Origin of the sequence: Aestuariimicrobium sp. p3-SID1156, assembly GCF_025144225.1 — a bacterium.
Taxonomy (GTDB): Bacteria; Actinomycetota; Actinomycetes; order Propionibacteriales; family Propionibacteriaceae; genus Aestuariimicrobium.
Genome location: NZ_JALXXB010000001.1, coordinates 349,434 through 371,840, shown reverse-complemented (window position 1 = coordinate 371,840; position 22,407 = coordinate 349,434). Strand labels below are relative to the sequence as shown.

Annotated in this window: 20 protein-coding genes; 13 read left to right on the top strand and 7 right to left on the bottom strand. The window is 64.3% G+C overall.

What is annotated here, in order from left to right; translation table 11 throughout:
* Positions 1 to 870: a glucose-1-phosphate thymidylyltransferase RfbA gene (gene rfbA, locus M3G03_RS01710; RefSeq protein WP_259807630.1), complete on the bottom strand. Its 870-nt coding sequence runs from the start codon at positions 868 to 870 to the stop codon at positions 1 to 3.
* A gap of 68 nt (positions 871 to 938) precedes the next feature.
* Here rfbA and rfbB point away from each other — a divergent pair, with 68 nt between their 5' ends.
* The 9 genes from rfbB to M3G03_RS01665 are packed head-to-tail and all read left to right on the top strand — an operon-like array spanning position 939 to position 9,168.
* Complete coding sequence (gene rfbB / locus M3G03_RS01705) at positions 939 to 1,946, top strand: dTDP-glucose 4,6-dehydratase (protein ID WP_259807628.1); 1,008 nt, start codon at positions 939 to 941, stop codon at positions 1,944 to 1,946.
* Positions 1,946 to 3,337, top strand: coding sequence for a sugar nucleotide-binding protein (locus M3G03_RS01700; RefSeq protein ID WP_259807626.1), 1,392 nt, complete (start codon positions 1,946 to 1,948; stop codon positions 3,335 to 3,337). The genes rfbB and M3G03_RS01700 overlap by 1 nt, the downstream gene beginning before the upstream one ends.
* Entirely contained in the window at positions 3,334 to 4,125 is a 792-nt protein-coding gene (locus M3G03_RS01695) for a hypothetical protein (protein ID WP_259807624.1), read from the top strand. Before M3G03_RS01700 ends, M3G03_RS01695 begins: the two co-directional genes overlap by 4 nt.
* A gap of 23 nt (positions 4,126 to 4,148) precedes the next feature.
* Positions 4,149 to 4,394, top strand: coding sequence for a hypothetical protein (locus tag M3G03_RS01690; protein WP_259807622.1), 246 nt, complete (start codon positions 4,149 to 4,151; stop codon positions 4,392 to 4,394).
* Positions 4,394 to 5,278: a nucleotidyltransferase family protein gene (locus tag M3G03_RS01685; RefSeq protein ID WP_259807620.1), complete on the top strand. Its 885-nt coding sequence runs from the start codon at positions 4,394 to 4,396 to the stop codon at positions 5,276 to 5,278. Before M3G03_RS01690 ends, M3G03_RS01685 begins: the two co-directional genes overlap by 1 nt.
* Before the next feature lie 59 nt (positions 5,279 to 5,337).
* The gene (locus M3G03_RS01680) at positions 5,338 to 5,559 is read left to right on the top strand and encodes a PqqD family protein (protein ID WP_259807619.1); all 222 of its coding nucleotides are present in this window, start codon (positions 5,338 to 5,340) and stop codon (positions 5,557 to 5,559) included.
* Positions 5,537 to 6,196 (top strand): hypothetical protein, encoded by a 660-nt coding sequence (locus M3G03_RS01675; protein ID WP_311197437.1) that lies wholly within the window; start codon positions 5,537 to 5,539, stop codon positions 6,194 to 6,196. The genes M3G03_RS01680 and M3G03_RS01675 overlap by 23 nt, the downstream gene beginning before the upstream one ends.
* On the top strand, positions 6,193 to 7,248 hold the full coding sequence (locus M3G03_RS01670; RefSeq protein ID WP_259807617.1) for an LCP family protein: 1,056 nt from the start codon (positions 6,193 to 6,195) through the stop codon (positions 7,246 to 7,248). The genes M3G03_RS01675 and M3G03_RS01670 overlap by 4 nt, the downstream gene beginning before the upstream one ends.
* A 60-nt stretch (positions 7,249 to 7,308) precedes the next feature.
* Entirely contained in the window at positions 7,309 to 9,168 is a 1,860-nt protein-coding gene (locus tag M3G03_RS01665) for an ABC transporter ATP-binding protein (RefSeq protein WP_259807615.1), read from the top strand.
* A 2-nt stretch (positions 9,169 to 9,170) separates the two neighbouring features.
* Here M3G03_RS01665 and M3G03_RS01660 read toward each other — a convergent pair whose 3' ends face one another.
* The 5 genes from M3G03_RS01660 to M3G03_RS01640 form a co-directional block, all read right to left on the bottom strand.
* Positions 9,171 to 10,916, bottom strand: a complete 1,746-nt coding sequence (locus tag M3G03_RS01660) for a potassium channel protein (RefSeq protein ID WP_259807613.1) — start codon at positions 10,914 to 10,916, stop codon at positions 9,171 to 9,173.
* Positions 10,917 to 10,923: 7 nt separating this feature from the next.
* Positions 10,924 to 11,307: a DUF6394 family protein gene (locus tag M3G03_RS01655; protein ID WP_259807612.1), complete on the bottom strand. Its 384-nt coding sequence runs from the start codon at positions 11,305 to 11,307 to the stop codon at positions 10,924 to 10,926.
* A 35-nt stretch (positions 11,308 to 11,342) separates the two neighbouring features.
* Positions 11,343 to 13,289, bottom strand: coding sequence for a murein biosynthesis integral membrane protein MurJ (gene murJ, locus M3G03_RS01650; protein WP_259807610.1), 1,947 nt, complete (start codon positions 13,287 to 13,289; stop codon positions 11,343 to 11,345).
* Between the two features lie 113 nt (positions 13,290 to 13,402).
* Positions 13,403 to 14,674 (bottom strand): aspartate kinase, encoded by a 1,272-nt coding sequence (locus M3G03_RS01645; protein ID WP_259807607.1) that lies wholly within the window; start codon positions 14,672 to 14,674, stop codon positions 13,403 to 13,405.
* A gap of 91 nt (positions 14,675 to 14,765) precedes the next feature.
* On the bottom strand, positions 14,766 to 15,626 hold the full coding sequence (locus M3G03_RS01640; RefSeq protein WP_259807606.1) for a hypothetical protein: 861 nt from the start codon (positions 15,624 to 15,626) through the stop codon (positions 14,766 to 14,768).
* Between the two features lie 101 nt (positions 15,627 to 15,727).
* Here M3G03_RS01640 and M3G03_RS01635 point away from each other — a divergent pair, with 101 nt between their 5' ends.
* Positions 15,728 to 16,597, top strand: a complete 870-nt coding sequence (locus tag M3G03_RS01635) for a glycosyltransferase family A protein (RefSeq protein WP_259807602.1) — start codon at positions 15,728 to 15,730, stop codon at positions 16,595 to 16,597.
* Positions 16,598 to 17,061: 464 nt separating this feature from the next.
* Here the strand turns inward: M3G03_RS01635 and M3G03_RS01630 are convergent, their stop codons facing one another.
* Positions 17,062 to 17,955: a glycosyltransferase gene (locus M3G03_RS01630; RefSeq protein WP_259807601.1), complete on the bottom strand. Its 894-nt coding sequence runs from the start codon at positions 17,953 to 17,955 to the stop codon at positions 17,062 to 17,064.
* A 170-nt stretch (positions 17,956 to 18,125) separates the two neighbouring features.
* Between M3G03_RS01630 and M3G03_RS01625 the strand changes: the two genes are divergently transcribed.
* From M3G03_RS01625 to M3G03_RS01615, 3 genes are all read left to right on the top strand, one after another.
* Entirely contained in the window at positions 18,126 to 18,515 is a 390-nt protein-coding gene (locus M3G03_RS01625; protein WP_259807600.1) for a DUF1707 domain-containing protein, read from the top strand.
* Positions 18,512 to 19,522 carry a Gfo/Idh/MocA family protein gene (locus M3G03_RS01620; protein ID WP_259807599.1) on the top strand — a complete coding sequence of 337 codons (1,011 nt, stop codon included), beginning with the start codon at positions 18,512 to 18,514 and terminating at the stop codon, positions 19,520 to 19,522. The genes M3G03_RS01625 and M3G03_RS01620 overlap by 4 nt, the downstream gene beginning before the upstream one ends.
* Before the next feature lie 128 nt (positions 19,523 to 19,650).
* A complete protein-coding gene (locus M3G03_RS01615) occupies positions 19,651 to 22,353 on the top strand; it encodes a S8 family serine peptidase (protein ID WP_259807598.1) in 2,703 nt (900 codons plus the stop codon).
* The last annotated feature ends 54 nt before the right edge of the window (positions 22,354 to 22,407 follow it).

Below are 22,407 nucleotides of genomic sequence, written 5' to 3'. Positions count from 1 at the left end.
TCAGCGGCCGAGATCCACCAAATGCCTCAGGTAGGCACCGTAGCCGGACTTGGCATAGCGCTCCGCGCGCTCAAGCAGTTCTTCGTCTGACAGGAAACCTCGACGCCAGGCAGCCTCCTCCGGACAGCCCACCTGGAGTCCCTGACGCGCCTGGATCGTCCTCACGAAGTTGGACGCATCGTTCAACGAGTCGAAGGTGCCGGTGTCGAGCCAGGCGGTGCCCCGCGGGAGCAGAGTCACCTGCAACTTTCCCCGTTCCATGTACACGCGATTGACGTCGGTGATCTCCAGCTCTCCGCGCGCCGACGGCGTGAGGTTGCGAGCAATCTCAACCACTGCATTGTCATAGAAGTACAGACCGGGCACTGCATAGTTGGACCTGGGGTGCGCGGGCTTCTCCTCAATGGAGACGGCGAAACCGTTCCCGTCGACCTCGACCACGCCGTACGCGGTGGGATCTGCCACCCAGTAGCCGAACACGGCAGCCCCGTCCACATCGGCTCGGCTCCTGAGCTGGGTTCCCAGCCCCGGCCCGTAGAACAGGTTGTCACCCAGGACGAGGGAGACCTTGTCATCGCCGATGAAGTCCGCGCCGATCGTGAAGGCCTGCGCCAATCCCCTGGGTTCGGGCTGGACTGCGTACTGGATGGAGATCCCGAACTGTGATCCATCACCGAGCAGATGCTTGAAATTGCTCGCCTCGTGCGGGGTGGTGATGACGAGCACCTCGCGAATGCCCGCGAAAATCAGGGTGGAAAGCGGGTAATAGATCATCGGCTTGTCATACACCGGCACCAATTGCTTGCTGGAACCCAGCGTTACCGGATGCAGACGTGAGCCGGTACCACCGGCCAGAATGATTCCGCGCATGGGGCCAGCATGTCACAACAGCGTTGGCATAGTCGTCGCTCAACCCGAGAACGCGGTTGCTGGCTAGGATGAACGTTGTGACTGCCATCTTGTGTACCGGTGGAGCAGGGTTCATTGGCGCAAACTTCGTCCACCAGACCTTGGAGAGCACGGACGACATCCTCACCGTGCTCGACTCCCTCACCTACGCCGCGCAGCCAGCCTCGCTCCAGGGCCTACCGCAGGACAGGTGCACTCTGGTGGAGGGCGACATCACCGACGCTGGTCTCGTGGACAAGCTGGTCGGTGACCATGACATCGTCGTCCATTTCGCCGCTGAAAGTCACAATGACAACTCGCTGAATGATCCCTATCCGTTCATCCATACCAACTTGATCGGGACCTTCACCATCCTTGAAGCCGTCCGCAAGCACGGCAAGCGGCTGCACCACATCAGCACTGACGAGGTGTATGGCGACCTCGAACTGGATGACCCGGCGAAGTTCACCGCGACGACTCCCTACAACCCGTCGAGTCCCTACTCCGCATCCAAGGCGGGTTCGGACCATCTGGTCCGGGCCTGGGTGCGGTCCTTCGGGGTCAACGCGACCATTTCGAACTGTTCCAACAACTACGGACCTCGCCAGCACGTGGAGAAGTTCATCCCACGCCAGATCACGAATGTGATCGACGGCGTCCGGCCCAAGCTCTACGGCGCCGGGCAGAACGTTCGCGACTGGATCCACGTGGACGACCACAATTCGGCGGTGCACCGCATTCTGGGCGCCGGCAGGCCAGGCGAGACGTACCTCATCGGCGCGAATGGGGAGATGAACAACAAGGCCGTCGTCGAAATGATCCTGGAACTGATGGGCCAGCCCCGTGACGCCTATGACCATGTCACTGACCGGGCCGGGCACGACCTGCGCTACGCCATCGACGCCACCAAGCTGCGCGAAGAGCTCGGATGGGCCCCGCAGTACACCAACTTCCGTGAAGGCCTGGCCGCCACCATCGAGTGGTACCAGGAGAACGAGGACTGGTGGCGTCCCATGAAGCAGGCCACCGAGGCCAAGTACGCGGCCAAGGGGCAGTGATGGCCGAGCTTCGCGTGGAGAAGACCCCCATCGAGGGCCTGCTCGTGGTCCACCTGCCAGTCCACGGGGACAACCGCGGCTGGTTCAAGGAGAACTGGCAGCGAGCCAAGATGACGGCACACGGGCTTCCTGACTTCGGCCCGGTCCAGCAGAACATCTCCTTCAACGCCTCGCGTGGTGCCACTCGTGGCATCCATGCCGAACCGTGGGACAAGCTCGTCTCCCTCGCCACCGGGCGGATGATGGGCGCGTGGGTTGACCTGCGCGAGGGTGAGGGCTTTGGCACCACGGTGACAGTCGAGATGGGGCCAGAGACTGCGGTGTTCGTCCCGCGCGGTGTGGGGAACAGCTACCAGGCCCTGGAAGACGGCACCGCCTATTGCTACTTGGTCAACGACCACTGGAGCGCCGAGGCCCGAGAGAGGTACACCTACGTGAACCTCTTCGACCCGGCACTCGGTATCGACTGGCCCATTGCTCGGGAGGACGCCGAGATCTCGGCGGCTGACCAGAACCATCCGATCCTGGCCGACGTCACGCCGATGGGGCGCAAGCGCACCGTCGTCACCGGGGCGGGAGGGCAATTGGCCCGAGCCCTCGCGAAAGAGCTTCCGGACGCCCTGATGCTGACGTCCGAGCAGTTCGACATCACCGACTCTGAAGCTGTCGCGAACCACGACTGGTCCACCGTCGACACGATCATCAATGCGGCCGCGTACACCGCGGTGGACCTGGCGGAGACTCCGCAAGGGCGTCGAGATGCTTGGGCAGTGAACGTCTCCGGGGTGGCGAACCTGGCAGCAGCAGCACGAGCACACCGGCTGACTCTGGTCCACGTGTCCAGCGACTACGTCTTCGACGGCGTGAAGACGGAGCACACCGAGGACGAACCATTCAGCCCGCTGGGTGTCTATGGACAGACGAAAGCGGCCGGGGACCTGCTGGCGGCCACGGTGCCCCAGCACTACATCGTGCGCACCAGCTGGGTGGTCGGAGAGGGACGCAACTTCGTGGGGACGATGGCGTCCTTGGCTGACAAGGGAGTGTCGCCCTCGGTCGTCGCTGATCAGTACGGTCGTTTGACGTTCACGGAAGATTTGGCGGCGGGCGTGCTGCACCTGCTCCGAAGCGGCGCTGAGTATGGCACCTACAACCTGACGAACTCGGGCCCCGTTCACAGCTGGGCGGAGATCGCGGCTCGAGTCTTCGAACTGCGCGGACGCTCCGCCAAGGACGTCACGCCGGTGACGACCGCTGCCTACTCCGGGGGCAAGCAGGTGGCACCGCGACCGGTGCACAGTACCCTCGATCTCGCGAAGATTGCTGCGACCGGCTTCGAGCCCCCCTCGGCCGCCGGGCGACTCGAGGAGCACGTGAGGGTGATGTCGTGACCCGTCGGCTTGTCGTGGAAGGTCTGGGCGCCCGCATTGGCCTTGAGATGCAGGAGGGCCAGTACGGCGACGCTGCTGACGCTGCACTCTGGGCCCAGATCCGCCACGCCTGGTCGCGCGCCACGGTCAGCCACGATGGGGACGATCCGGCTCTGCGATGGGTTCGTCTGCGGCTTGGGCAATCGAGCTCTGATGTCGTCACCAGCGACGCCGCCGAGACGTTGATGCCCAGGCTCACCCAGGAGGTCACGCATGCCGTCATTGATGCCCGGATCGGTCAACTCCTCCTGCTCCATGCGGGCGGGGTGAGCAACCCCCGCACGGGCGATTCGCTGGTCTTCGTGGCTCCCGGCGGGACAGGCAAGTCCACTCTCACCCGAACCCTCGCCCACCGATACGGATACCTCACCGACGAAACAGTCGGCGTGGACCCCGGGGGCCGGATCCATCCCTACCAGAAGCCGTTGTCCACGCGGCCGGCGGTTCCAGGCCCCAAAGTGGAGCTTTCCCCGGATGCTCTGGGGCTCGCGAGGCCAGGCGCCACGCCCACACTGCGCCATCTGGTGCTGCTCGACAGACGCCAGGGAGTGGACTTCCAGGTAGAACGCCTCAACACCGTCGAGGCGATCCGGGCGATGGTCCACGAGACCTCGTCGCTGAGCAAATTGCCCTCCGCGCTGCACGTCATTGCTGGACTGCTGGAGGGGACGGGGGGCGCCGAGCGTTGGACGTACTCGGAGCACACCACGCTGCTGGGCGCAGCAGAATCATGGTTGGGGACGCCATGAGGTGCTACGCATGGCACCCGTCCGTGGCAGACATGCTGGTGACTGAGGACGGTGCACTCGTTCTCACCGACGTCGAGTTGCTGGATCTGAGCCCGCTGTCCCAGTTGGTGATGACGTTGTGCGAGCGCACTCCCCAATCCGCCGAACGGCTCACCCGGGCCTGTGTCGACGAGTTCGGAGCACCCGGGTCCGGGAGCGCTTCGGAACGTGTGCGGCAGGCCCTTGAGCACCTTGAAGCTGCCCAGCTCCTGCACGTGGTGGATTGCTGATGAGTAGTCCGTCGACGCTTCCCCTGCACTTGCGTGTGCACTTCACCCACGCCTTCCTGCAGTTCGTGGCGGACACCGAGGGAATCGACCTGCTGCACGTCAAGGGCCCTGCTCTTCACCCTGACCTCCTGCAGCGGGACGCCGACGGGCAGCCTGTTGCTCGCTCTTCCACGGATGCGGACGTGTTGGTACGACCTCAGGATGCGCGGCGCTTTCTGAAGTCCTTGGAAGCCCGGGGATGCATGATGCACACCAGTTTCGCCACTGGTTCCCCCTTCGAGCATGCCGCCACCATGTGGTCTGAGCATCTGGGCTACGCGGACATCCATCGGTTCTTTCCGGGCATCGGCACCGGTCCGGAGCAGGCCTTCGACGACCTGTGGACACGTCGAGAGACCATCGAGGTGGCCCATCGCCCCATCGCGGTGCCCAGCGTCCTCGACCAACGGCTCCTCATTCTGCTCCACGCGGCCCGGTCGGGTGTTCCGGACAACAGCGACAAGCGGCGTGCGTGGGACGAGGCCACCGACGACCAGCGAAGTGCAGTACGCGCGCGCGCCCATGACCTCAAGGCGGAGGTGGCTCTGGCGGCTGCGATTGGTGAACTCGACCGACATCGACTCTCCTCCAGCTACAGCTTGTGGGACCAGTTCTCACGTCATTCGCAGCACAGCCGCATTGCTGAATGGGCCGCCCGACTGCGCGCAGCGCCCACGCCCCTCGGCAAGTTGGCGGTGGCAACCCGAGCGCTCCGGGTCAATGCGGATCGCCTGGCGCTCGAGCTGGGGCATCGACCCACCCGACAAGAGCTCCGCGCGGCCTACGTGGCGCGGTTCAGGCGGGCCGCGCGGGAATTGCTGGGTCGAGACAGCGGAGAACGGTGATGTGGACCCTGCACCCCAATGTGGCCTGGCTCGAGGATGGGTCCGGGAGGATCCATGCCATGAACCTGCCCGATGGCGAGATCGTCGTTCTTGATGAGGTCGCCGCAGTCATCTTCCACGATGTTGCCGAACATGTGGACCCGCTCGTCCAGGCCCGGGAGCGCTGGCCGGCGGAGGCCGAAGAAGCGGTCACGGGCGTCGTGGATTTCCTGGACCAGCTACACACCATGGGCATCGTGACTCTGGAGGGAGTGCACCATGACGGAGAGCCCCAACCATGACAACCGGATGCCGGCAGACCACATATCGCCTCGTCGGTTCGAGGGAGATTACCCGCGGTCAGCGGCAACACCGCCCAGACCGCGTTCAGGTCGCGGCACGCGGCCACTCCAAGTCCTCTTCGTGTGCACCGCCAACATCTGTCGTTCTGCCTACGCGGATCTCCTTGCCAACTCCTCGGGGATCTCTGGAGCTCAGTTCACCTCAGCGGGGACCCACGCATTGGTGGGGCACCCGATCGATCCACCGATGGCGGCACGACTGCCACGAGGCGTCGACTGGGCTGGGCACCGCGCGAGACAGCTCACCCAAGGGATCGCGGAACGGGCCGACCTGATCATCGCCATGTCGGAGCGCCACCGCGAGTACGTGCTGGATGAGTGGCCGGTCCTGGCTCGCCGCACCTTCCTGATCGGGCAGGTGGCGCGCGAGATGCGCACGATGCCGTTGGAGGTCCCCCTCAGCGCAGCCACGGAGCACCTGTGGAGGAATCGCACCAGACAATCAGGAGACTCGATCAGGGATCCCTTCGGACGAGGAGACCAGGCCGCCGCCGAGTGCGCGGCCAGGCTCGATGCCATGCTCGGTGAGATACTGGATCGAATACAGCGTTCCGAGCTAGGGAGATCTGTCCCATGAGCAATGACGACTTGAGCCTTTTCAAGGAGGAAGCCGAGGCCACCTCAGCCCCACCTCCTCAACGCGGCATCAAGCCACGCAAGCGTCTCCGTGACCGTTGGCTACTGCTCACGATCCTGGTCGTTTTGGGCGCAATCCTTGCAGGGCTGGCCGTTGTGGCGGGTTGGTACGGGAAGTCGATCGTGGACGGGATGAACTCCGTCAAGAGAGAGCAGAAGTTGGCCCCCCCGGTGTACAGCGGACGGCCGGACGAGACGCAGGTCAAAGAGGGCGAGAAATATGCGCCGCTCAACATTCTCCTGATGGGAGCCGATGCGCGCACGCCCAATGAGCGTGGACGTTCCGACGTGCTCATGGTCCTGCACATCCCGGGCAACCGGAAGGGCATGTACCTGACCTCGATTCCGCGTGACTACTGGGTACCGATCCCTGGCCACGGAACCGCAAAGATCAATGCAGCGTATTCATGGGGTGGGCCGCCTCTGGCTGTGAGGACGGTGGAGGAGCTCACCGATGTTCGGATCGACCACACCGTCTGGCTCAACTTCGACGGCTTCATGAAGGTGATCGACTCCTTGGGCGGAGTGTCCGTCTACAACCGATACGACTCCACCATCGACGGCGTCCACTTCCCCAAGGGGATGGTGGAATTGGACGGCGCCAAGGGGCTGCTCTTTGTCCGGAACCGATACGACCTGCCCAACGGCGACTTCGATCGAGCCGAGCGGCAGCGGGACGTCATCAAGGCGGTGATCGAGAAGCTCCTGTCGAAGGGCACTCTTGCGGACCCGCAGAAGTTCCGCGACGCGATCACCACGCTGGGGCCCAATTTCACTGTGGATCCCGGACTGACCAACAAGAAGATCTTTGACCTTGGTACCCAGATGCGGATCACCAGCAGCCAGCAGATCGAGTCGCTTCAGGCGCCCATCGGGCCCTTTGGCACGAGCAGGGACGGGCAATGGTACGTCTCGCCTGACTGGGACAAGTTGAAGAAGATGTCCGCGGCTCTGCGCACGGACACGATGGCCGAGTACGTCAAGGGCAGCTGACAGTTGAGGCCCGTTCGGCCTCACCCGGTTCCAGCTTCACACGTCAATGAAAGGTGATTCGTGTCGAGGAGACGCCAAGGCGCTGCTACCGAGCTGAGACAGGACTCGCAGCTGCTCCGCACGTTGTTCACGCTGGTCCCCTGGCCGATGCGCCGCAGGGTGGTCATGCTGGTCGTGGCGACAGCGCTCGTGGCTGCACTGGACATCTTTGCCGTGGGCGCCATGTTGCCTCTGACCCAGATGCTCACGACACAAGACGTTCCGCCCCTGGTTCAGCGCTACTTGGTCCCCATGGTTCGCACGTCCGACCGGCAGGAGCTATTGCTGGTTCTGGCGACTGGGGTCGGTCTGGCCTTCATCATCAAGAACCTGCTGACCATCGTGCTGCGCTGGTGGAGCATCGGCGTGACGCAGAAGGCGTCGGCGGCCGCGCAGAGTGAGATGCTCCGTCGATATGTGGCGAGCCCCTACTTGGCGCACCGAATGCGCTCCAAGGCAACCATTCTCCAGGTGGTGACTTCCGCTGTTCCCACCTCCTTCGGGTCGGTACTCCTGGGGTACATCACAATTCTGGTTGACGGTCTCACCATGGTGATGTTGTTTCTCACCCTCCTTCTCATCGCACCCCTCGCATCGGTGGCCGCCCTGGCGGTCTTCGGTGGTGCTGCTCTCCTCGTCGCCAGGGTCCTCAAGCCGTGGGCCCTACGGGTGGCGCTGCGAAGCCTGGAGCTGAACACGGCTGCGTGGGGCTACGTCAATCCGGCCATCGAGGGGTTCCGGGAGAGTCGCATCTTCGGGAAGCAGCAGCTCTTCACGGAGGCCTACGACGAGAATCGACAGAACGCCGCATCCCTCAACCGGGACAGCGTGATTCTGGGCGAACTTCCCAAGTACATCTTCGAGGTCGTCATGATCCTGGGGATCATCCTCATCGCTGTCGTCCTCTTCCTGACACACGACGAATCCACGGCTTTTGGCATGCTGGCGATGTTCGCAGCTGCGACAATCCGTATCGTCCCCGCCCTGAATCGACTGGTCGCCACCCTCAACGGGGTTCGCGCGGGGCGCTCCTCACTGGAACTGGTGTGCAAGGAAGTTCACGAGCTCAGCGTGGACATGGGCCTCGCGCGAAGCACTGGGGAAGTGATCGTCCAAATTCCGCCGGATGACATCGTGGTCAAGGACCTGAGTTTTCGTTTCCCGGATGGAGGCTCCGATGTTCTGTCCGGAGTGGACGTGCGCATTGAGGCCGGTAGCACGGTGGCGCTGGTGGGCTCATCGGGCGCTGGAAAGACAACCTTCGCCGACATCCTCTCCGGGCTTTTCGAACCCACCACCGGCTCCATCACCGTGCATGGGGTCGACATCACGGAGCACCCCCGCTCATGGCTGGCCAATGTCGCCGTCGTCTCACAAAAGGTCTACGTGTGGGATGCCTCACTTCGCGACCTCATCACCTTCGGTGAATCTCCTGAGACGGTCGATGAGACGCATCTCCACGAAACCGTCCGGCGTGCAGGCCTCGCCCAGGTGGTTGCCTCTCTGCCTCACGGCCTGGAAACCCGCATCGGTGAGGGCGGCGCCCGACTGTCCGGCGGCCAGGTCCAGCGCGTCGGAATTGCGCGCGCCCTCTATGCGAGACCCTCGGTCCTCATCCTCGACGAGGCCACCAGTGCCCTCGACAATCAGACCGAGCACGAGATCACCGAGACCATCAAGTCATTGCATGGCCAGATCACTGTCATCGTGATCGCCCATCGACTCTCAACAGTGCAGCATGCAGACGAGATTCTGTTCTTCTCGCACGGCCGCCTGAAGGGACGTGGCACGATGGCGGAGCTGCGGCACCAAGAACCGGAGTTTGCTCGCCTCGTGGAACTGGGCTCCCTGCGACTCGACAACCCCCGGCCAAGCTCATGACGTCAGCGACGGCGAAGGCTCTCGGTGTGGGCGTCGCTGCGTCCTCTACTGCGCGTCAAACGCCGCCACAGCCACCCGTCCGGAACACTTCGCCCAGTGGAAACGTATTCGACCACCGAGTCGTAGTCGAGGATCTGGCATTGTTCGTCGAGCGCCCGCCGCGTTCCCGCCACCAGCAGACGATCATTGCGCTTGAGCGCGACCTCGTCCTCGGGCGCGAAGATGCGTTCGTTGCTCCGGATGATCATCAGAACCACTGCCCCCAGCGGGGAATCGCGGTCCTCTGGATGCTTCCCCAGATCTCCCACCGTCAACGGTGAATGCTGCATCCAGCGAACAGCCGCCGGAGCCCCGGATCGGTCAAGGGTGAAGGCCCGTCGCATGGGAGCCTGGTCTCCCCAGCATGCTCTGAGGCGCCTATTGAGTCCGGATGCCCACGCTTCATCTTGCTGAATCGCGTACTCGACGAACTCCCACAGCAGGGGGGTCACCATGCGACCGAGCACCTCATTGGCCATCAGATCGCTGGCGCAATAGACAGCGTCAACCTGCATGGCTTCGAGAAGGGCTCGGTAGGCGTACGAGTGCTGTCGGACCGCCACGAAGAGATCCGGGTTGTCGTCACGCGCCTGCTCGGCGAGGGCGACGTTCACGGTGTCGGTATCGCTTCCCGCGATGAAGCCCACAGCGCCTGACACATCCGGGTGATCCCGCCTCGGGTCCACGACGTCCACCTCAAGGCCCGCTGCGCGAAGATCGCGGCAGACCTCGTCCGTGAATGGGCCTTCCCCGGCGACAACCCAGCGGCCATCTGTGGGGATGTGGGGAACGAGCGTCGTGGTGGGGCGCTCGTCCGCCATCAGCGTGGTGACCAGTTCGTAGGTGGCGGGACGCTGCATGGCCAGCATCAAATAGCTTCCGAACTTGTCCGACGGCTCGATCACAGCGCCGGTGTCGAACGCTCGCATCCGCTCCGCAGTGACGCGGTGGTGCGCCCGCGCAATGACGGGAACCTCGTCGCGCAGGAGTGAGGCCGCCATGACGACCGCGAGATTCGTGTCGTCATCGTTGGTGAGCGCGAGGACGCCGGCACACAATGGGCTACCGAGCCCGGCCAAGCCGAGGACGCCCGGCATTCCCCCATCAGCGGACAGGCCCGGGACGTCTGCAAAGAGGCTCTCGGTCTCGAGGCGATTGATGGCGTTCTCGTCCTCGTCAACCACGACGACTCGTCGCCCATGGGCATCGAGCCCCAGCACCACCTGGCGGCCGGTTTTGCCGTACCCGACGACGATGATGAACTCTTCGCGCAGTCCACGAACGTGGCGGGCGAAGCGGTGGGTGGCGAAGGCGTCCCGCACGGTGGGGTCCTGAAGGAGGGTGAGTGCGGTGCCGATCGCGTAGGCCCAGCCCAACACGGTGACGTAGATCGCCAAGGTCGTCCACATCCGTTGGGCGGTGGACAGCTGCACGATCTCGCCGTAGCCGATGGTGGCCGCGGTGTAGGTCATGAAGTAGAACGACTCGAAAAGTGTGAGCCTGCTGCCATCCGTCCCGGGGATCTGGGACAGGCCCACCGAGGCGCCGACGAGGATCATGACCAGCACCACCAGCGGCTTCCGAAGGCGCCGCAACATGACGAAGATCGCATCGGATGTGGGGGTCTCGTACGGCACCGGCACGGGCAGGCGTCCGCGTCGACGACGATAGCGCGACTGGCTCAGGAGCAGGAGCAGCGGGTTGGCCATGCGGCCCTCAGCGGCGCTGGAAGGAGATTGTCTCGATGACGAGCAGGATGATCGAGACCACGTTGGCCAGCAGGGCCCCACCCGAGAGCGAGACGACCGTGGAGATCTCGGCGGGCTCCAACGGTGTGGACTGGGCCGACCAGTAGATCAGGAAGGCGGCAGCGCCCACGAGCTGCAGGGAGGCCACCAGAGAGGTCGCCAGATGGGTGGCGCCGATCTGGGTCCGGTCGCCGAACTTCAGCACCAGAGCGATGATGTTCACGACAACTGCTGAGTACAACTCCCATGGGCTGTGGAGGTTCACGTCACCCAGGTCACCGACGAAGAAACCGAAGTTCAGGGTGCCGGCCAGCAACACCACGAAGGAGAAGACCACCTTCTCGAGATTCATGGAAAGAGGCTAGCCCAGGCGGCAGGAGCAGGGACTCAGGCGCGTCCGAAACGGCGCAGCACTGGAGCCAGGAGCTCGTCCACCTCGGGAATGCCAGCCCGACGAAGGGTGAACCAGGCCACCACCAGGAAAAGCCCACCCCCGATCATCAGCTGCAGCAGCGCGACCACTAGTCCCCCACCGACCAGTCCGAGAGCCCACACCACGACCCCGCCCGCGAGTGCGGCAAGAAGCGAGCAGAGACCGACCTTGACGTAGAGGTTGATCACCGGGCGCAGGTCGTAGCCGCCCATCTGCTTGCGCGCCACGAGGACGAAGGCGACCGCGGCGACCGTGTTCGCGATGGTCTGACCCAGCGCGATGGTGAAAACCGCCCATTCCTTGGGCACAAGGAAGGCAGTGAAAGCAATGGCGATTTGCACCCCGGTGAGCAGCGCCTGGAGCCACAGGTTGGTGCGCCCATCTTCTCGGGCAAAGCAGAATCGCTGCTGCAGGGTGGTGACTCCGAACGCCATCGTGCCCAGCGCCATTGCTGAAAGGATCCAGGCAACGGCAGCATGGTTGGTGCCAGACCCCGGCAGCAGCACCCGCACGATCGGGTAGCTGAGGGCGATCATCGCGGCGCTCATGGGGATCACTGCCACCGCTGGCATCGTCAGCGAGCGGGTCATCAACTGGCGCATGCGGTTGTCGTCGCCGTCCTGGAACGCTCGGCTGAACGCCGGGTACAGGGCCGTCAGGATTGACACCGTCACGAACGAGTGCGGCAGCATGAAGATCTGGAAGGCCTGGTCGCGGGCCAGCACCGAGGGAACGTTGAGGTCATTGCCTCGAATGGCCGTCATGATCCGCTGGACGATGAAGCCGCCGATCTGGGCGATGACCAGAGCGGCGAAGGTCCAGCCCAGGATCTTTGACGCCTGCCCCAAGCCGTGCCCACGCAGGTCGAAACGGGGCGTCCATCGGAAGCCGCCCTTGATGAGCGGGTAGACCAGTGACAGCCCCTGTACGGCGATGCCCAATGTTGACGAGACGCCCACGATCCAGAGCAGAGTGGCGGGCGGCGCAGCGAGTTGGCCAGCCTTGCCCCACGCCACCAGCACCCACACCAGCCCGGTGATCTGGACGATGTTGGCCAGCGCCGGAGCCCACATGAACGCAGCAAACTGGCCCCGTGCGTTCAGCACCTGGCCGAGCAGCGTGTACAGGCCGTAGAAGGCGATCTGAGGGAGGCAGAGGTAGGCGAAGAAGATCGCCACGCCCTGGCTGTCCGGCGGCAGGTCCGAGGTGAGCTTGACCAGCAGCGGCGCTGCAAGAGTGGCGAGGATCGCGACGACCACCACGGCCCCGATGGCGGCCGTGACGAGGCGGTCGACGAAGTCCTTCCCGCCATCCTCACGCTTGAGCGCCTTGGTGATCTGCGGCACCAGGACAGCGTTCAACACGCCGGCCGAGAGCAGGATGTAGACATAGTTCGGCAGCGTGTTCGCGATCTGGAAGGCATCGCCCGCCAGCGAAGTACCAAACACTGCGGCGATCAGCGCGGTGCGAACCATGCCGAGCACCCGGGAAACCATCGTGCCTGCGGCCATGACTGCCGAGCTGCGGACCAGCCCGCGCGTTTCACCGCCGGATTCGGTCGGGCCGGTCGGCCCGACCACCTGCGGCTCGGCTGGGGCGGTGTGCGCAGCCGGTTCCACCCGCCGCAGGACGGTGGTCTCCTGCTGGGAGGGGTCGGCGTCCTCCCCGCGCCAGGGCCCGAGAACCGGATCATCCTCGGGCGGGCGACCGCCGAAGAAGTCATGGAGGGGGACGTAGAGCGTGTTCTCCTGGGGGTCCTCGCTCGGCTCGGGCTGTGGCGTGGCCGTAGGTGGGTGGAGCACAGACCAATCGCCGGACGAAGGCTGCGGACGCAGCGCCGCCGGTGGGCGTCCCCTCAGCGGATCGCTGGCCTGCGGACGAGGGTGGTACTGGGTCGCCATTCCCTCCTGCGGCGGCGGGTTGAAGCCTCCGGCAGGGTTGTACAGGTCGAACCAGACCGAGTCGAACGGGTTGGACTGCCTTGAGGCGGACTCGGGGCGTCCCTTGTTCTCGGTCAGCGTCCCGTCCCCGCGTAGACGACCGCCTGACCCTCGGCGTCAAGGCCGAAGGCGGTGTGGGCGGCGCGAACGGCATCGTCGACGTCCTCAGCGGGCACGACCACCGAGATGCGGATCTCGGAGGTGGAGATCATGCCGATGTTGATGCCGGCACCGGCGAGGGCGTTGAAGAACTTGGCGGTGACGCCTGGGTGGGAGCGCATCCCGACGCCCACCACCGAGACCTTGCCGATCTGGTCGTTGTAGAGCAAGTCCTCGAAACCGATCTCGGCCTGCACCGCACGCAGGGCATCGATCGCCTTCTTGCCGTCGGTCATGGGGAGGGTGAAGGAGATGTCGGTGCGGTTGGTGCCAACCTCCGGGACGTTTTGCACGATCATGTCGATGTTGACGTCGGCACCGGCAATGGTCTCGAAGATGTGGGCCGCTCGACCTGCTTCGTCGGGGACGCCCACGACAGTGATCTTGGCCTCGCTGCGGTCGTGTGCGATGCCGGAGATGATGGCCTGCTCCATGGCCGTTCCTTCCATGTCGTTGATGTCCTTGACCCAGGTGCCCGGCTTCTCGGAGAAGGAGGAGCGCACGTGCACCGGAACGTTCTCCCGTCGAGCGTATTCGACACAGCGCAGGTGGAGGATCTTGGCGCCGTTGGCAGCCATCTCCAGCATCTCCTCGTAGGTGATCTCGGGGATCTGGCGGGCGCCGGGAACGATGCGGGGGTCGGCAGTGAAGACGCCATCCACATCGGAGTAGATCTCGCAGAAGTCGGAGTTGAGGGCGGCGGCGAGTGCGACGGCAGTGGTGTCGGACGCTCCGCGACCCAGCGTGGTCACGTCCTTCGTGTCCTGCGCGACTCCCTGGAAGCCAGCGACGATGACAATGGCTCCTTCGTCCAAGGACTTCTCGACGCGACCGGGCGTGATGTCGATGATGCGAGCGTTGCCGTGCGCGCTGGTGGTGATGACGCCGGCCTGGGAGCCCGTGTAGCTGCGGGCCTCGTGACCCAAGTCGCTGAGCGCCATGGCCAGGAGAGCGGCGGACTGGCGCTCGCCAGTGGTGAGGAGCATGTCAAGCTCGCGCGGCGCGGGCTGCGGGGAGACGCGGAGGGCGAGGTCCATGAGGTCGTCGGTGGTGTCCCCCATGGCGGAGATGACGATGACGACGTCGTTGCCGGCCTGCTTCGCGCGCATGACGCGACGGGCGACCCGCTTGATCGACTCGGCGTCCGCCACCGAAGAACCACCGAACTTCATGACGATCTTGGCCATCTGCACCTTCCTCCGACTAGCCGACCCACACGGATCGTCATGAGTCTAGTTGAAGCCCACTCCAACGGGCCCTCCTGGCCAGCGCCAGAACCTAGCGGTAGTTGTGCAACTGCGGCTTGATGTCGTCGGTGAAGAGCATGTGGGACTGGTACTTCATACTCAGCGGCTGGATGATGTCGCCGAGGATCTCACTCCATCGGATGGGATAGTTGGGAGGACGATCGTAGGCATTCCCGCTGCCGCACCCAGCTTCACGCAGCGCGCCCGCGTAGTAATCCAGCCTTGCATTGAGCTCCCGCATCCACTCCCCGGTGAAAGGTGACCCTGGCCGGCACGCAAACGCACTGGGCCCCATCACCGCCCGATAATTCCTGCGAATATGGTCACCTAGATTGTGGGGCAAGTCTGGCGTATAGTTGGAGGTGACTTCTCGATAGCCCGCAACCCATGCGTTGCTATTCTGATTCAGCCGATCGACAACCTCGGCCAGTCGAGACTGGACCGGTTTCACGTCGACGTAGACCCCTCCCACATGATGCATCAAGTAGGCCCTCAGGTAGTCCGACTGATGCATGACGTTGAGATCCGCGCACGCTGGATGAGGCGGATGCCCAGCGATGAGCCCATCCGAGAAGCTCGTGATCAGTTGGACGTCAAGCCCCGGTTGCTTCTGGAGGGTCTCCAATGAGCGCTTCCACGCTGGAGACATTCCATCCCCGAGCCAAATGACCCATAGCTTATTGGGTACGGGTCGGACATCTTCCAAGGGCATGCTTTGGCGCAACAGGAAGGTGTGAGGATAGTAGACCGGGTTGTAAACGAAAGGCTTCCTCACCTGCGCGCGTGCCCATCGCTTGTCATCGATGCGCAGACGCACGTCACTCGAGAGCCAGCGGATCCGCTTGGACAGCACAAACGCCTGATGCTTCGCCTGCCGTAGAATGCTCACCATGGAGGATATTCAATCACGCTGCGCCAGAGAGCATCCGGGTACGTGTGAGTGAAGGCTCACCGGCGGAGCCCTCGGCCCGACCGTCATGAGAGAATGTCTCCATGAGCAGGACGACCGTCGCAATACCGTGTTTCAATGACAGGCCTGAGCACGTCCGGCGAGCGGTGGATTCAGCTTTGGCCCAGGACTCAGTCGAAGTGGTCGTAGTCGACGACGGATCTACGCGACCCGAGACCATCCGCGCACTCGATGGGCTGCGAGGAGTCCGCCTCATCCGGACTGAGAACCGTGGCCCCGCAGCAGCCATCAACTCAGCCATCGCCGCCGGCTCCGGCGATTTTGTACTGCCAATGGGGGCGGACGACTACCTTGACCCTGGGCATATCGCTCCTTTGGCACTCCAACTCCAGCTCCATCCGGACACAACCATCGCATGTGCCGCCTACCAAGAGTTCGAGTGCGGGCACTCGCTCGTCATACCCCCGCCACAGACCACAGGCCCAGACATGGCAAAAAAGTGCACCATTTCTGCTGCCAGCATGTTCCGACGGAGCGATTGGGAGATGCTCGGAGGCTTCCACGAGCAGACACGCGAGATTTTCGAGGACTGGGAGTTCTGGGTGCGGTTGCTTCTGCAGCGCGGGGGGGTCGCCCAGAGGGTGCCGACGAGTCTTATGCACTACCGGATCAAGGCGAGCTCGCTCAACAAGAAGAACCATACCGGGATTGACGTCATGCGCACGACGCGTGAAGTAATGCTGGAGGCGAACCCCAACCACGCACTTACCATCGCACAGGGAATGTGCGGTGACTACGAAGTCGCATACTTCCTTGGCCAGAACCAGTCGCCGATCGCCCAAGCAGCCACGGAGCAGGCCACTTACTGGGCAAGACGCTATGGAAAGCTCGAAGCGTTAATCGAAAAGGCCCGTTCGGCGCGGGACAGCATAAGGCACGCGCGCAGAGCGTGAGGCGTCTGGACGATCCGTAACGATGGCCGGTTCTTCGTTGATAGCGAAGCTGATCCTGCCAAGGCGACTCTTAGAAGGCAGCGCTTTGCCACTTGGACCATGCCAACCACGGTATTGCGAGGCCAGGGAGCCACTTCCGCCGACCCGCATGTACTGGATTTCTCTTAATACTCGGAAGTACAACTAATCCACAGAGTCAGGCGCGTAGCAGCGGCCTTGGATTTAGCCAATCACCCGATCGGCGCCACGAGTCACAGCTGGCTCGCCCTGGACAGGCTTTCTGACGATCACCTCAGCGACGCCTACCGCGACGTGAAGGCTACTGCTCGGCCCACGGTTCATGGGCTGGGTTCCGAGGGGCGCCATGATCGAAATCACGAACTTTCCCTGGTCGCAGCCAGGACTGGAGTGAGACGTCAGTGAGGCGTGGCGCACGGCTTAGGCCGACCCCTCGTCCTCGCAAGTCACTGATAATCGTGGAACTCCAGAAGGAGGCGATCGTCCGCTTGCACGCGGTCCAAGTGCTTCAGCTGCAGGGGGTGGTAGACCTTCCCCAGCAGGTCCGTCCATGACACCGGGTATCCGGCAGCCTCGTTGCGGATTCCTCCTGGATGTAACGCCAGTTCAGGCTCGAGCACATCGAGGCGGCGCTCTACCTCGCTTAGCCATTCACGCGTGAACGCGGTGCCCGAGCGACAGATCATCGCACTGCAGCCCACCAACCGCGTGTAGTTCATCGACACGTCAAACCCGAGCCTTCCGCTCAAGCGCGCCGGATCAAACGCGTTTCTTTCCGAAAAGGACGTGAGCCACACGTCAGGCCGGGACCGCATGGCTTCAAAAACGGGGGCCCACGACGCCAACGGACGCTTCAGATCGCAATAACCCCCGCCGTAATGGTGCAGAAGGTACGCGCGAAGATAGTCGGACTGGTGCACGAGCGACAGGTTCTTGTATGCCGGATGCAGAGGATGATCGTCAACAACCCAATCACGCAGATTTTTAGGGGTAATGAACTCCACCGGGACGCCGATGACGTCCCGAAGCGCTCTCAAATTTCTGGCTCGATTTGGCGTCAACTCATTCGTCCCCGTCCAGACGACGAAGACGCGACGCGGGAGCGCCCCCTCCTGATCGCCACGCGAAGTGACTTCTTCGGCCAAGAAATCGTGTGGCCAACGCTTGGTGCGCTCCCCCAGATACCGGTTCGGGTCGAATCGGTATGGATGAAGACGGCTCCAGAGGGGGCCGAATGCCGTGGCGAGGTGCAGGGGCACACGTCTTCTCGCTCGCCGCCATCTCTTTCTCAATACCCACAACCGGTGCTTCGCCTGCCGCGCCAACGCGATCACGTCCATGCTCGCATGCTCTCACTTGGGCTTCACAGAGACATCTTCGATCTCCGGTTCGATGGTTCCCACCAAGGCAGCCTCAAGTCCAGCACCTGAATCGACTGCGGTCAGTCACGCCAGGGAGACCTGCGAGGAAGCTGCGCCTGCCCACCGAGTGGGGTGAGTAGTCTGAGCGCATGACCACCGCTCCCTCGCCTCGTCGCATCGGGTCCGTTGAGCGTGACGCCTCGGTTGAGCGTCTCCAGGGACACGACGCCGACGGACGGCTCACGACCCAGGAGTTCGAGGAGCGGATGCAGACAGCGCTGGAGGCACGCACCGAGAAGGGCACGGAGTCCCATGGGCTCGACCTTCCCGCCGACGAGCCCCTCTGGGTCAACGCCCTGCGCCTCATCTCCTGGGCGGCCTTCCCGATCGCCATCGCGGCCCTGATCATCTTCGGCGAGTTCTGGCCGATGATCATCGCCATCTTCATCGCTCCCTCCGGGAGCGCCATCGCTGACAGCTTCCGCCGTCGGCACATCGAGGCACAGCGCCTCCAGCAGCAACGAAAGGGACTGCGATGACCATCACCTCTGCCCCCATCCGCTGGGGAGTCATCGGCACCGGTCGCATCGTCGACTCCGTGGTCGGGGACCTGCACCTCATCCCTGAGGAGGTCACCCTCCAGGCCATCGCCTCCCGCACCCCAGAGCGCGCCAAAGAGGCTGCCGGCAAGTACGGCTTCGCCACGAGCCACGGCTCCTACGGCGACCTCATCGACGACCCCGACGTGGATGCCATCTACATCGCCAACACCCACCCCCAGCACAAGGTGGTGGCCCTCGCCGCCATCGCCGCCGGCAAGCCGATCCTGGTCGAGAAGGCCTTCACCGCCACCCTCGCCGGCACCCAGGAAGTCATCGACGCAGCCCGCGCCGCCAATGTTTTCTGCATGGAGGCCATGTGGACCCGTTTCCAACCGGCCGTCCGCGCCCTCCACGAGGTGGTCAATTCTGGCGAGCTCGGCGAGATCCGCAGCGTCCAGGGAGACCTGTGCGCCTTCCGCGGCTACGACCCCACCGACCGTCTCTTCGAGATCTCGCTGGGCGGAGGAGCAGTCCTCGACCTGGGCGTCTACCCGATCAGCTTCGCCCAGGACTTCCTCGGGACCTCCACCACAGTCATCGCCCACGGCACCCACTACGAGAACGGCGCGGACGCCGAGATGGGCATGCTGGTCACCTACGATGACGGACGCTTCGCCACGCTGGCGGCCGCCCTGCGCACTCCCGGCCCTGGCCGCATGGTCGTCATGGGGACGCAGGGCTGGGCCGAGGTGCCCCCACGCTTCCACCACCCCACCGCCGCGCTGATCCACCCTCTGGACGGCGAATCCCGCGAGATCCGTCCTGAGGTGCAGGGACGTGGGTACGGCTACGAGTTCCTCGAGGTCAACCGCTGCATCCGTGAGGGACTCACGGAGAGCCCGATCATGCCGCTGGATGACACCCTCGAAGTCATGCGCCAGATGCAGGCTGCCCTGGACCAGATCGGCTCCCCGGTTGTCGAGGACGACAACGTCCAGCTCTGAATACCCCCCGTCAGGGCTGACCCTTCAGCAACGTAACGATTCGACAACTGACATCTGCGTTTCCTTCGCGCCGCTCGAACCCCGGGGATAGGTTCCCCTCACGTCCCCCGACGATGTGAGGAGATTCCATGACGCCTGCACGCAAGCGGATGGCCACCCGACTGGTTTCCGCCACGGCAGCATCCGCCCTTGTCGCCACCGCTTTCGCGGCGCCGGCTCGGGCCGAGATCGACCTCGGACGCCTGTCCGACTACGTCAAGACCGTCAAGCAGCAGGCCGGCGCCTCTGCGGTCCCCAACAAGTGGTTCGTCCAGGTGGAGGGCGCGACCACGAGCGCGGGCGGTTCGGCGTACGCCGCGAAGCAGAACCAGAAGAACGTGATCAACGCCGCCAAGGGCAAGGGACTGAAGGTCACCATGACCCGGTCCTTCACCACCACCTTCAACGGCATGACCGTCGACGTCGCCGACGCCTCAGTGGCCGAACTGGCAGCGACTCCCGGCGTGGTGAAGGTCTTCCCCGTCGTCCAGGTGCAGCGTCCAGTGACGAACGCCGCGACCGCCCGACCGGACATGGCCACCGCCATCAACCTGACCGGGGCCAATGTCGCCCAGAATGAGCTGGGCCTGACCGGCAAGGGCATCAAGATCGGCGTCATCGACACCGGTATCGACTACGACCACCCCGACTTCGGCGGCAACGGAAGCCCCAACAGCACCAGGTTCCCCACCGCCAAGGTTGCCTTCGGCTACGACTTCGTCGGGGACGCCTACGACGCCAGCAAGGACGGTTCCCGGCCCGTGCCGGACGCCGACCCCGACGACTGCGAGGGCCACGGCACCCACGTCGCCGGCATCGCTGCCGCCGACGGCAACACTGCCAAGCAGGGCACCCGTGGCGTGGCACCCAAGGCCACCCTGGGCGCCTACCGCGTCTTCGGCTGCACCGGATCCTCCGACTCCGACATCATCATGGCTGCCATGGAGAAGAGCGCCGACGACCGCATGGACGTGGTCAACATGTCGCTGGGCTTCTCCTTCATGACCTGGCCGAGCTACCCCACCGCCCAGGCCACCGACGCCCTGACCCGCAGGGGCGTCATCGTCGTGACCTCGGCCGGGAACTCCGGTGACTCCGGCATGTTCTCCGGTGGCGCCCCTGGCATCTCCCCCAACGCACTGTCGGTCGCCAGCTTCGACAACACTCACATCACCCAGAACGCCTTCAAGACCAGCAACGGCATGACCATCGGCTACGGTGCCGCCACCGGCGCCCCGACACCTCCGGTGAGTGGGACGCTGGCAGTCAAGCCCGTGGCTGCGCCCGGCACCCCGGCGCAGGGCTGTGCCCCGCTGGCTCCGGTGGGGCCCGGCACCGCTCTGATGATCCAGCGTGGCGGATGCAGCTTCTACGAGAAGGCCCTCGCCGCCCAGAATGCCGGTGCCGCCGCGCTGGTCATGTACAACAACGCCCCCGGCGTCATCAACCCCACCGTCGAGGGCGATGTCCCGATCACCATCCCGGTGGTCATGATCAGCCAGGCCGACGGCACGGCCCTGGCCAACGCAGCCCTGGCCGGTGAGGTCACCATGACCTGGGGTGACTTCACCCACACCACCCAGGACCCCGCCGGCGGGCTCGTCTCCGACTTCAGCTCCTGGGGTCTGGCCGCCGACCTGACCACCAAGCCCGACCTGGGCGCCCCCGGTGGCAACATCTGGGCCCCCATCCCGCTGGAGCAGGGCGGCCACGGCAGCAAGTCGGGCACCTCGATGGCCTCCCCGCACGTGGCGGGCCTGGTGGCGCTGATGCTCGAGGCGCGTCCCGAACTGAAGGGAAAGACCACCCTGGTGCGCGAGCTGCTGCAGAACACGGCCGATCCGGCTCTGTTCAGCTTCGACCCCGGCAGCGGTCTTCCGGACTTGGTGATCCGCCAAGGCGCAGGCCTCGCCGATGTGGTGCAGGCCATCACCTCCAAGCAGTCGGTGAGCCCGGGCAAGATCACCCTCGGTGAGCAGGCCAGGAAGCCGAAGACCATCACCCTGGAGATCAAGAACACCGCCAAGGTGCCGGTGACCTACACCATCAGCAACCTCGACGGTGTCGGCGCCTCGCAGCCCTCGGACCCCGAGTTCGACCTGCTGCCCGCCACCTTCCGTGCTCCGAAGACCGTGACTGTCAAGGCCGGTGGCAAGGCGAAGGTGAACGTGACCATCTCCCAGCCGGCTGATGCCCCGAACGGCTACGTGTACGGCGGATGGGTCGTGCTCGAGGGTGACAACGGCTCGACCCTGCGCGTCCCCTACACCGGCATGGCAGGTGACTACCAGTCGCTCCAGGCGATCCAGGACATCGGCGTCGGCTTCCCCTGGCTGGCCACGGTCGAGGGCGAGGACGACATCGCCAAGGTGGGTGCCGGCCACAACTTCAGCATGCAGGGCGAGGACGTCCCGTACGTGCTCTTCCATCTGGAGTACCCGGTCAGCGACCTGCAGTTGTGGGTCTACAAGGCCAATGCTGATGGCTCGAAGGGTGCGCTGCTGAGCACCCAGCCGGTGGTTCGTACCGGTGAGCAAGGCCGCGACGAGCAGTTCACGGCCCTGGCGTGGGACGGCACCTACGTCGTGGGCAAGAAGAAGAAGGCCACCGAGGTCCACGCCCCGGCGGGCAACTACATCATCGAGCTGCGTGCCCTCAAGGCCCTCGGCGACGCCAAGAACCCGGCCCACTGGGAAACCTGGAACTCCCCGGTCTTCTCCATCGGCCAGGGGACGGCTCAGCCGAACCTGACCACCATCCAGACCGACGCCGACCGGAAGCTCAAGCGCTGACGTAGGCACCTCCCACCGCTACTACGCGCCGTAGATTGCAACTCGGACCAGCGA

Excerpts from the sequence above, each read along its gene's own strand:
- M3G03_RS01655 (WP_259807612.1), bottom strand. The coding sequence starts at position 11,307 with ATGAATCTCGAGAAGGTGGTCTTCTCCTTCGTGGTGTTGCTGGCCGGC.
- rfbB (WP_259807628.1), top strand. The coding sequence starts at position 939 with ATGAACGTTGTGACTGCCATCTTGTGTACCGGTGGAGCAGGGTTCATT.
- M3G03_RS01620 (WP_259807599.1), top strand. The coding sequence starts at position 18,512 with ATGACCATCACCTCTGCCCCCATCCGCTGGGGAGTCATCGGCACCGGT.
- M3G03_RS01680 (WP_259807619.1), top strand. The coding sequence starts at position 5,338 with ATGAACCTGCCCGATGGCGAGATCGTCGTTCTTGATGAGGTCGCCGCA.
- M3G03_RS01635 (WP_259807602.1), top strand. The coding sequence starts at position 15,728 with ATGAGCAGGACGACCGTCGCAATACCGTGTTTCAATGACAGGCCTGAG.
- rfbA (WP_259807630.1), bottom strand. The coding sequence starts at position 870 with ATGCGCGGAATCATTCTGGCCGGTGGTACCGGCTCACGTCTGCATCCG.
- M3G03_RS01640 (WP_259807606.1), bottom strand. The coding sequence starts at position 15,626 with ATGGTGAGCATTCTACGGCAGGCGAAGCATCAGGCGTTTGTGCTGTCC.
- M3G03_RS01615 (WP_259807598.1), top strand. The coding sequence starts at position 19,651 with ATGACGCCTGCACGCAAGCGGATGGCCACCCGACTGGTTTCCGCCACG.
- M3G03_RS01670 (WP_259807617.1), top strand. The coding sequence starts at position 6,193 with ATGAGCAATGACGACTTGAGCCTTTTCAAGGAGGAAGCCGAGGCCACC.
- M3G03_RS01700 (WP_259807626.1), top strand. The coding sequence starts at position 1,946 with ATGGCCGAGCTTCGCGTGGAGAAGACCCCCATCGAGGGCCTGCTCGTG.
- M3G03_RS01675 (WP_311197437.1), top strand. The coding sequence starts at position 5,537 with ATGACGGAGAGCCCCAACCATGACAACCGGATGCCGGCAGACCACATA.
- M3G03_RS01685 (WP_259807620.1), top strand. The coding sequence starts at position 4,394 with ATGAGTAGTCCGTCGACGCTTCCCCTGCACTTGCGTGTGCACTTCACC.
- M3G03_RS01645 (WP_259807607.1), bottom strand. The coding sequence starts at position 14,674 with ATGGCCAAGATCGTCATGAAGTTCGGTGGTTCTTCGGTGGCGGACGCC.
- M3G03_RS01625 (WP_259807600.1), top strand. The coding sequence starts at position 18,126 with ATGACCACCGCTCCCTCGCCTCGTCGCATCGGGTCCGTTGAGCGTGAC.
- murJ (WP_259807610.1), bottom strand. The coding sequence starts at position 13,289 with ATGGCGACCCAGTACCACCCTCGTCCGCAGGCCAGCGATCCGCTGAGG.
- M3G03_RS01630 (WP_259807601.1), bottom strand. The coding sequence starts at position 17,955 with ATGGACGTGATCGCGTTGGCGCGGCAGGCGAAGCACCGGTTGTGGGTA.
- M3G03_RS01660 (WP_259807613.1), bottom strand. The coding sequence starts at position 10,916 with ATGGCCAACCCGCTGCTCCTGCTCCTGAGCCAGTCGCGCTATCGTCGT.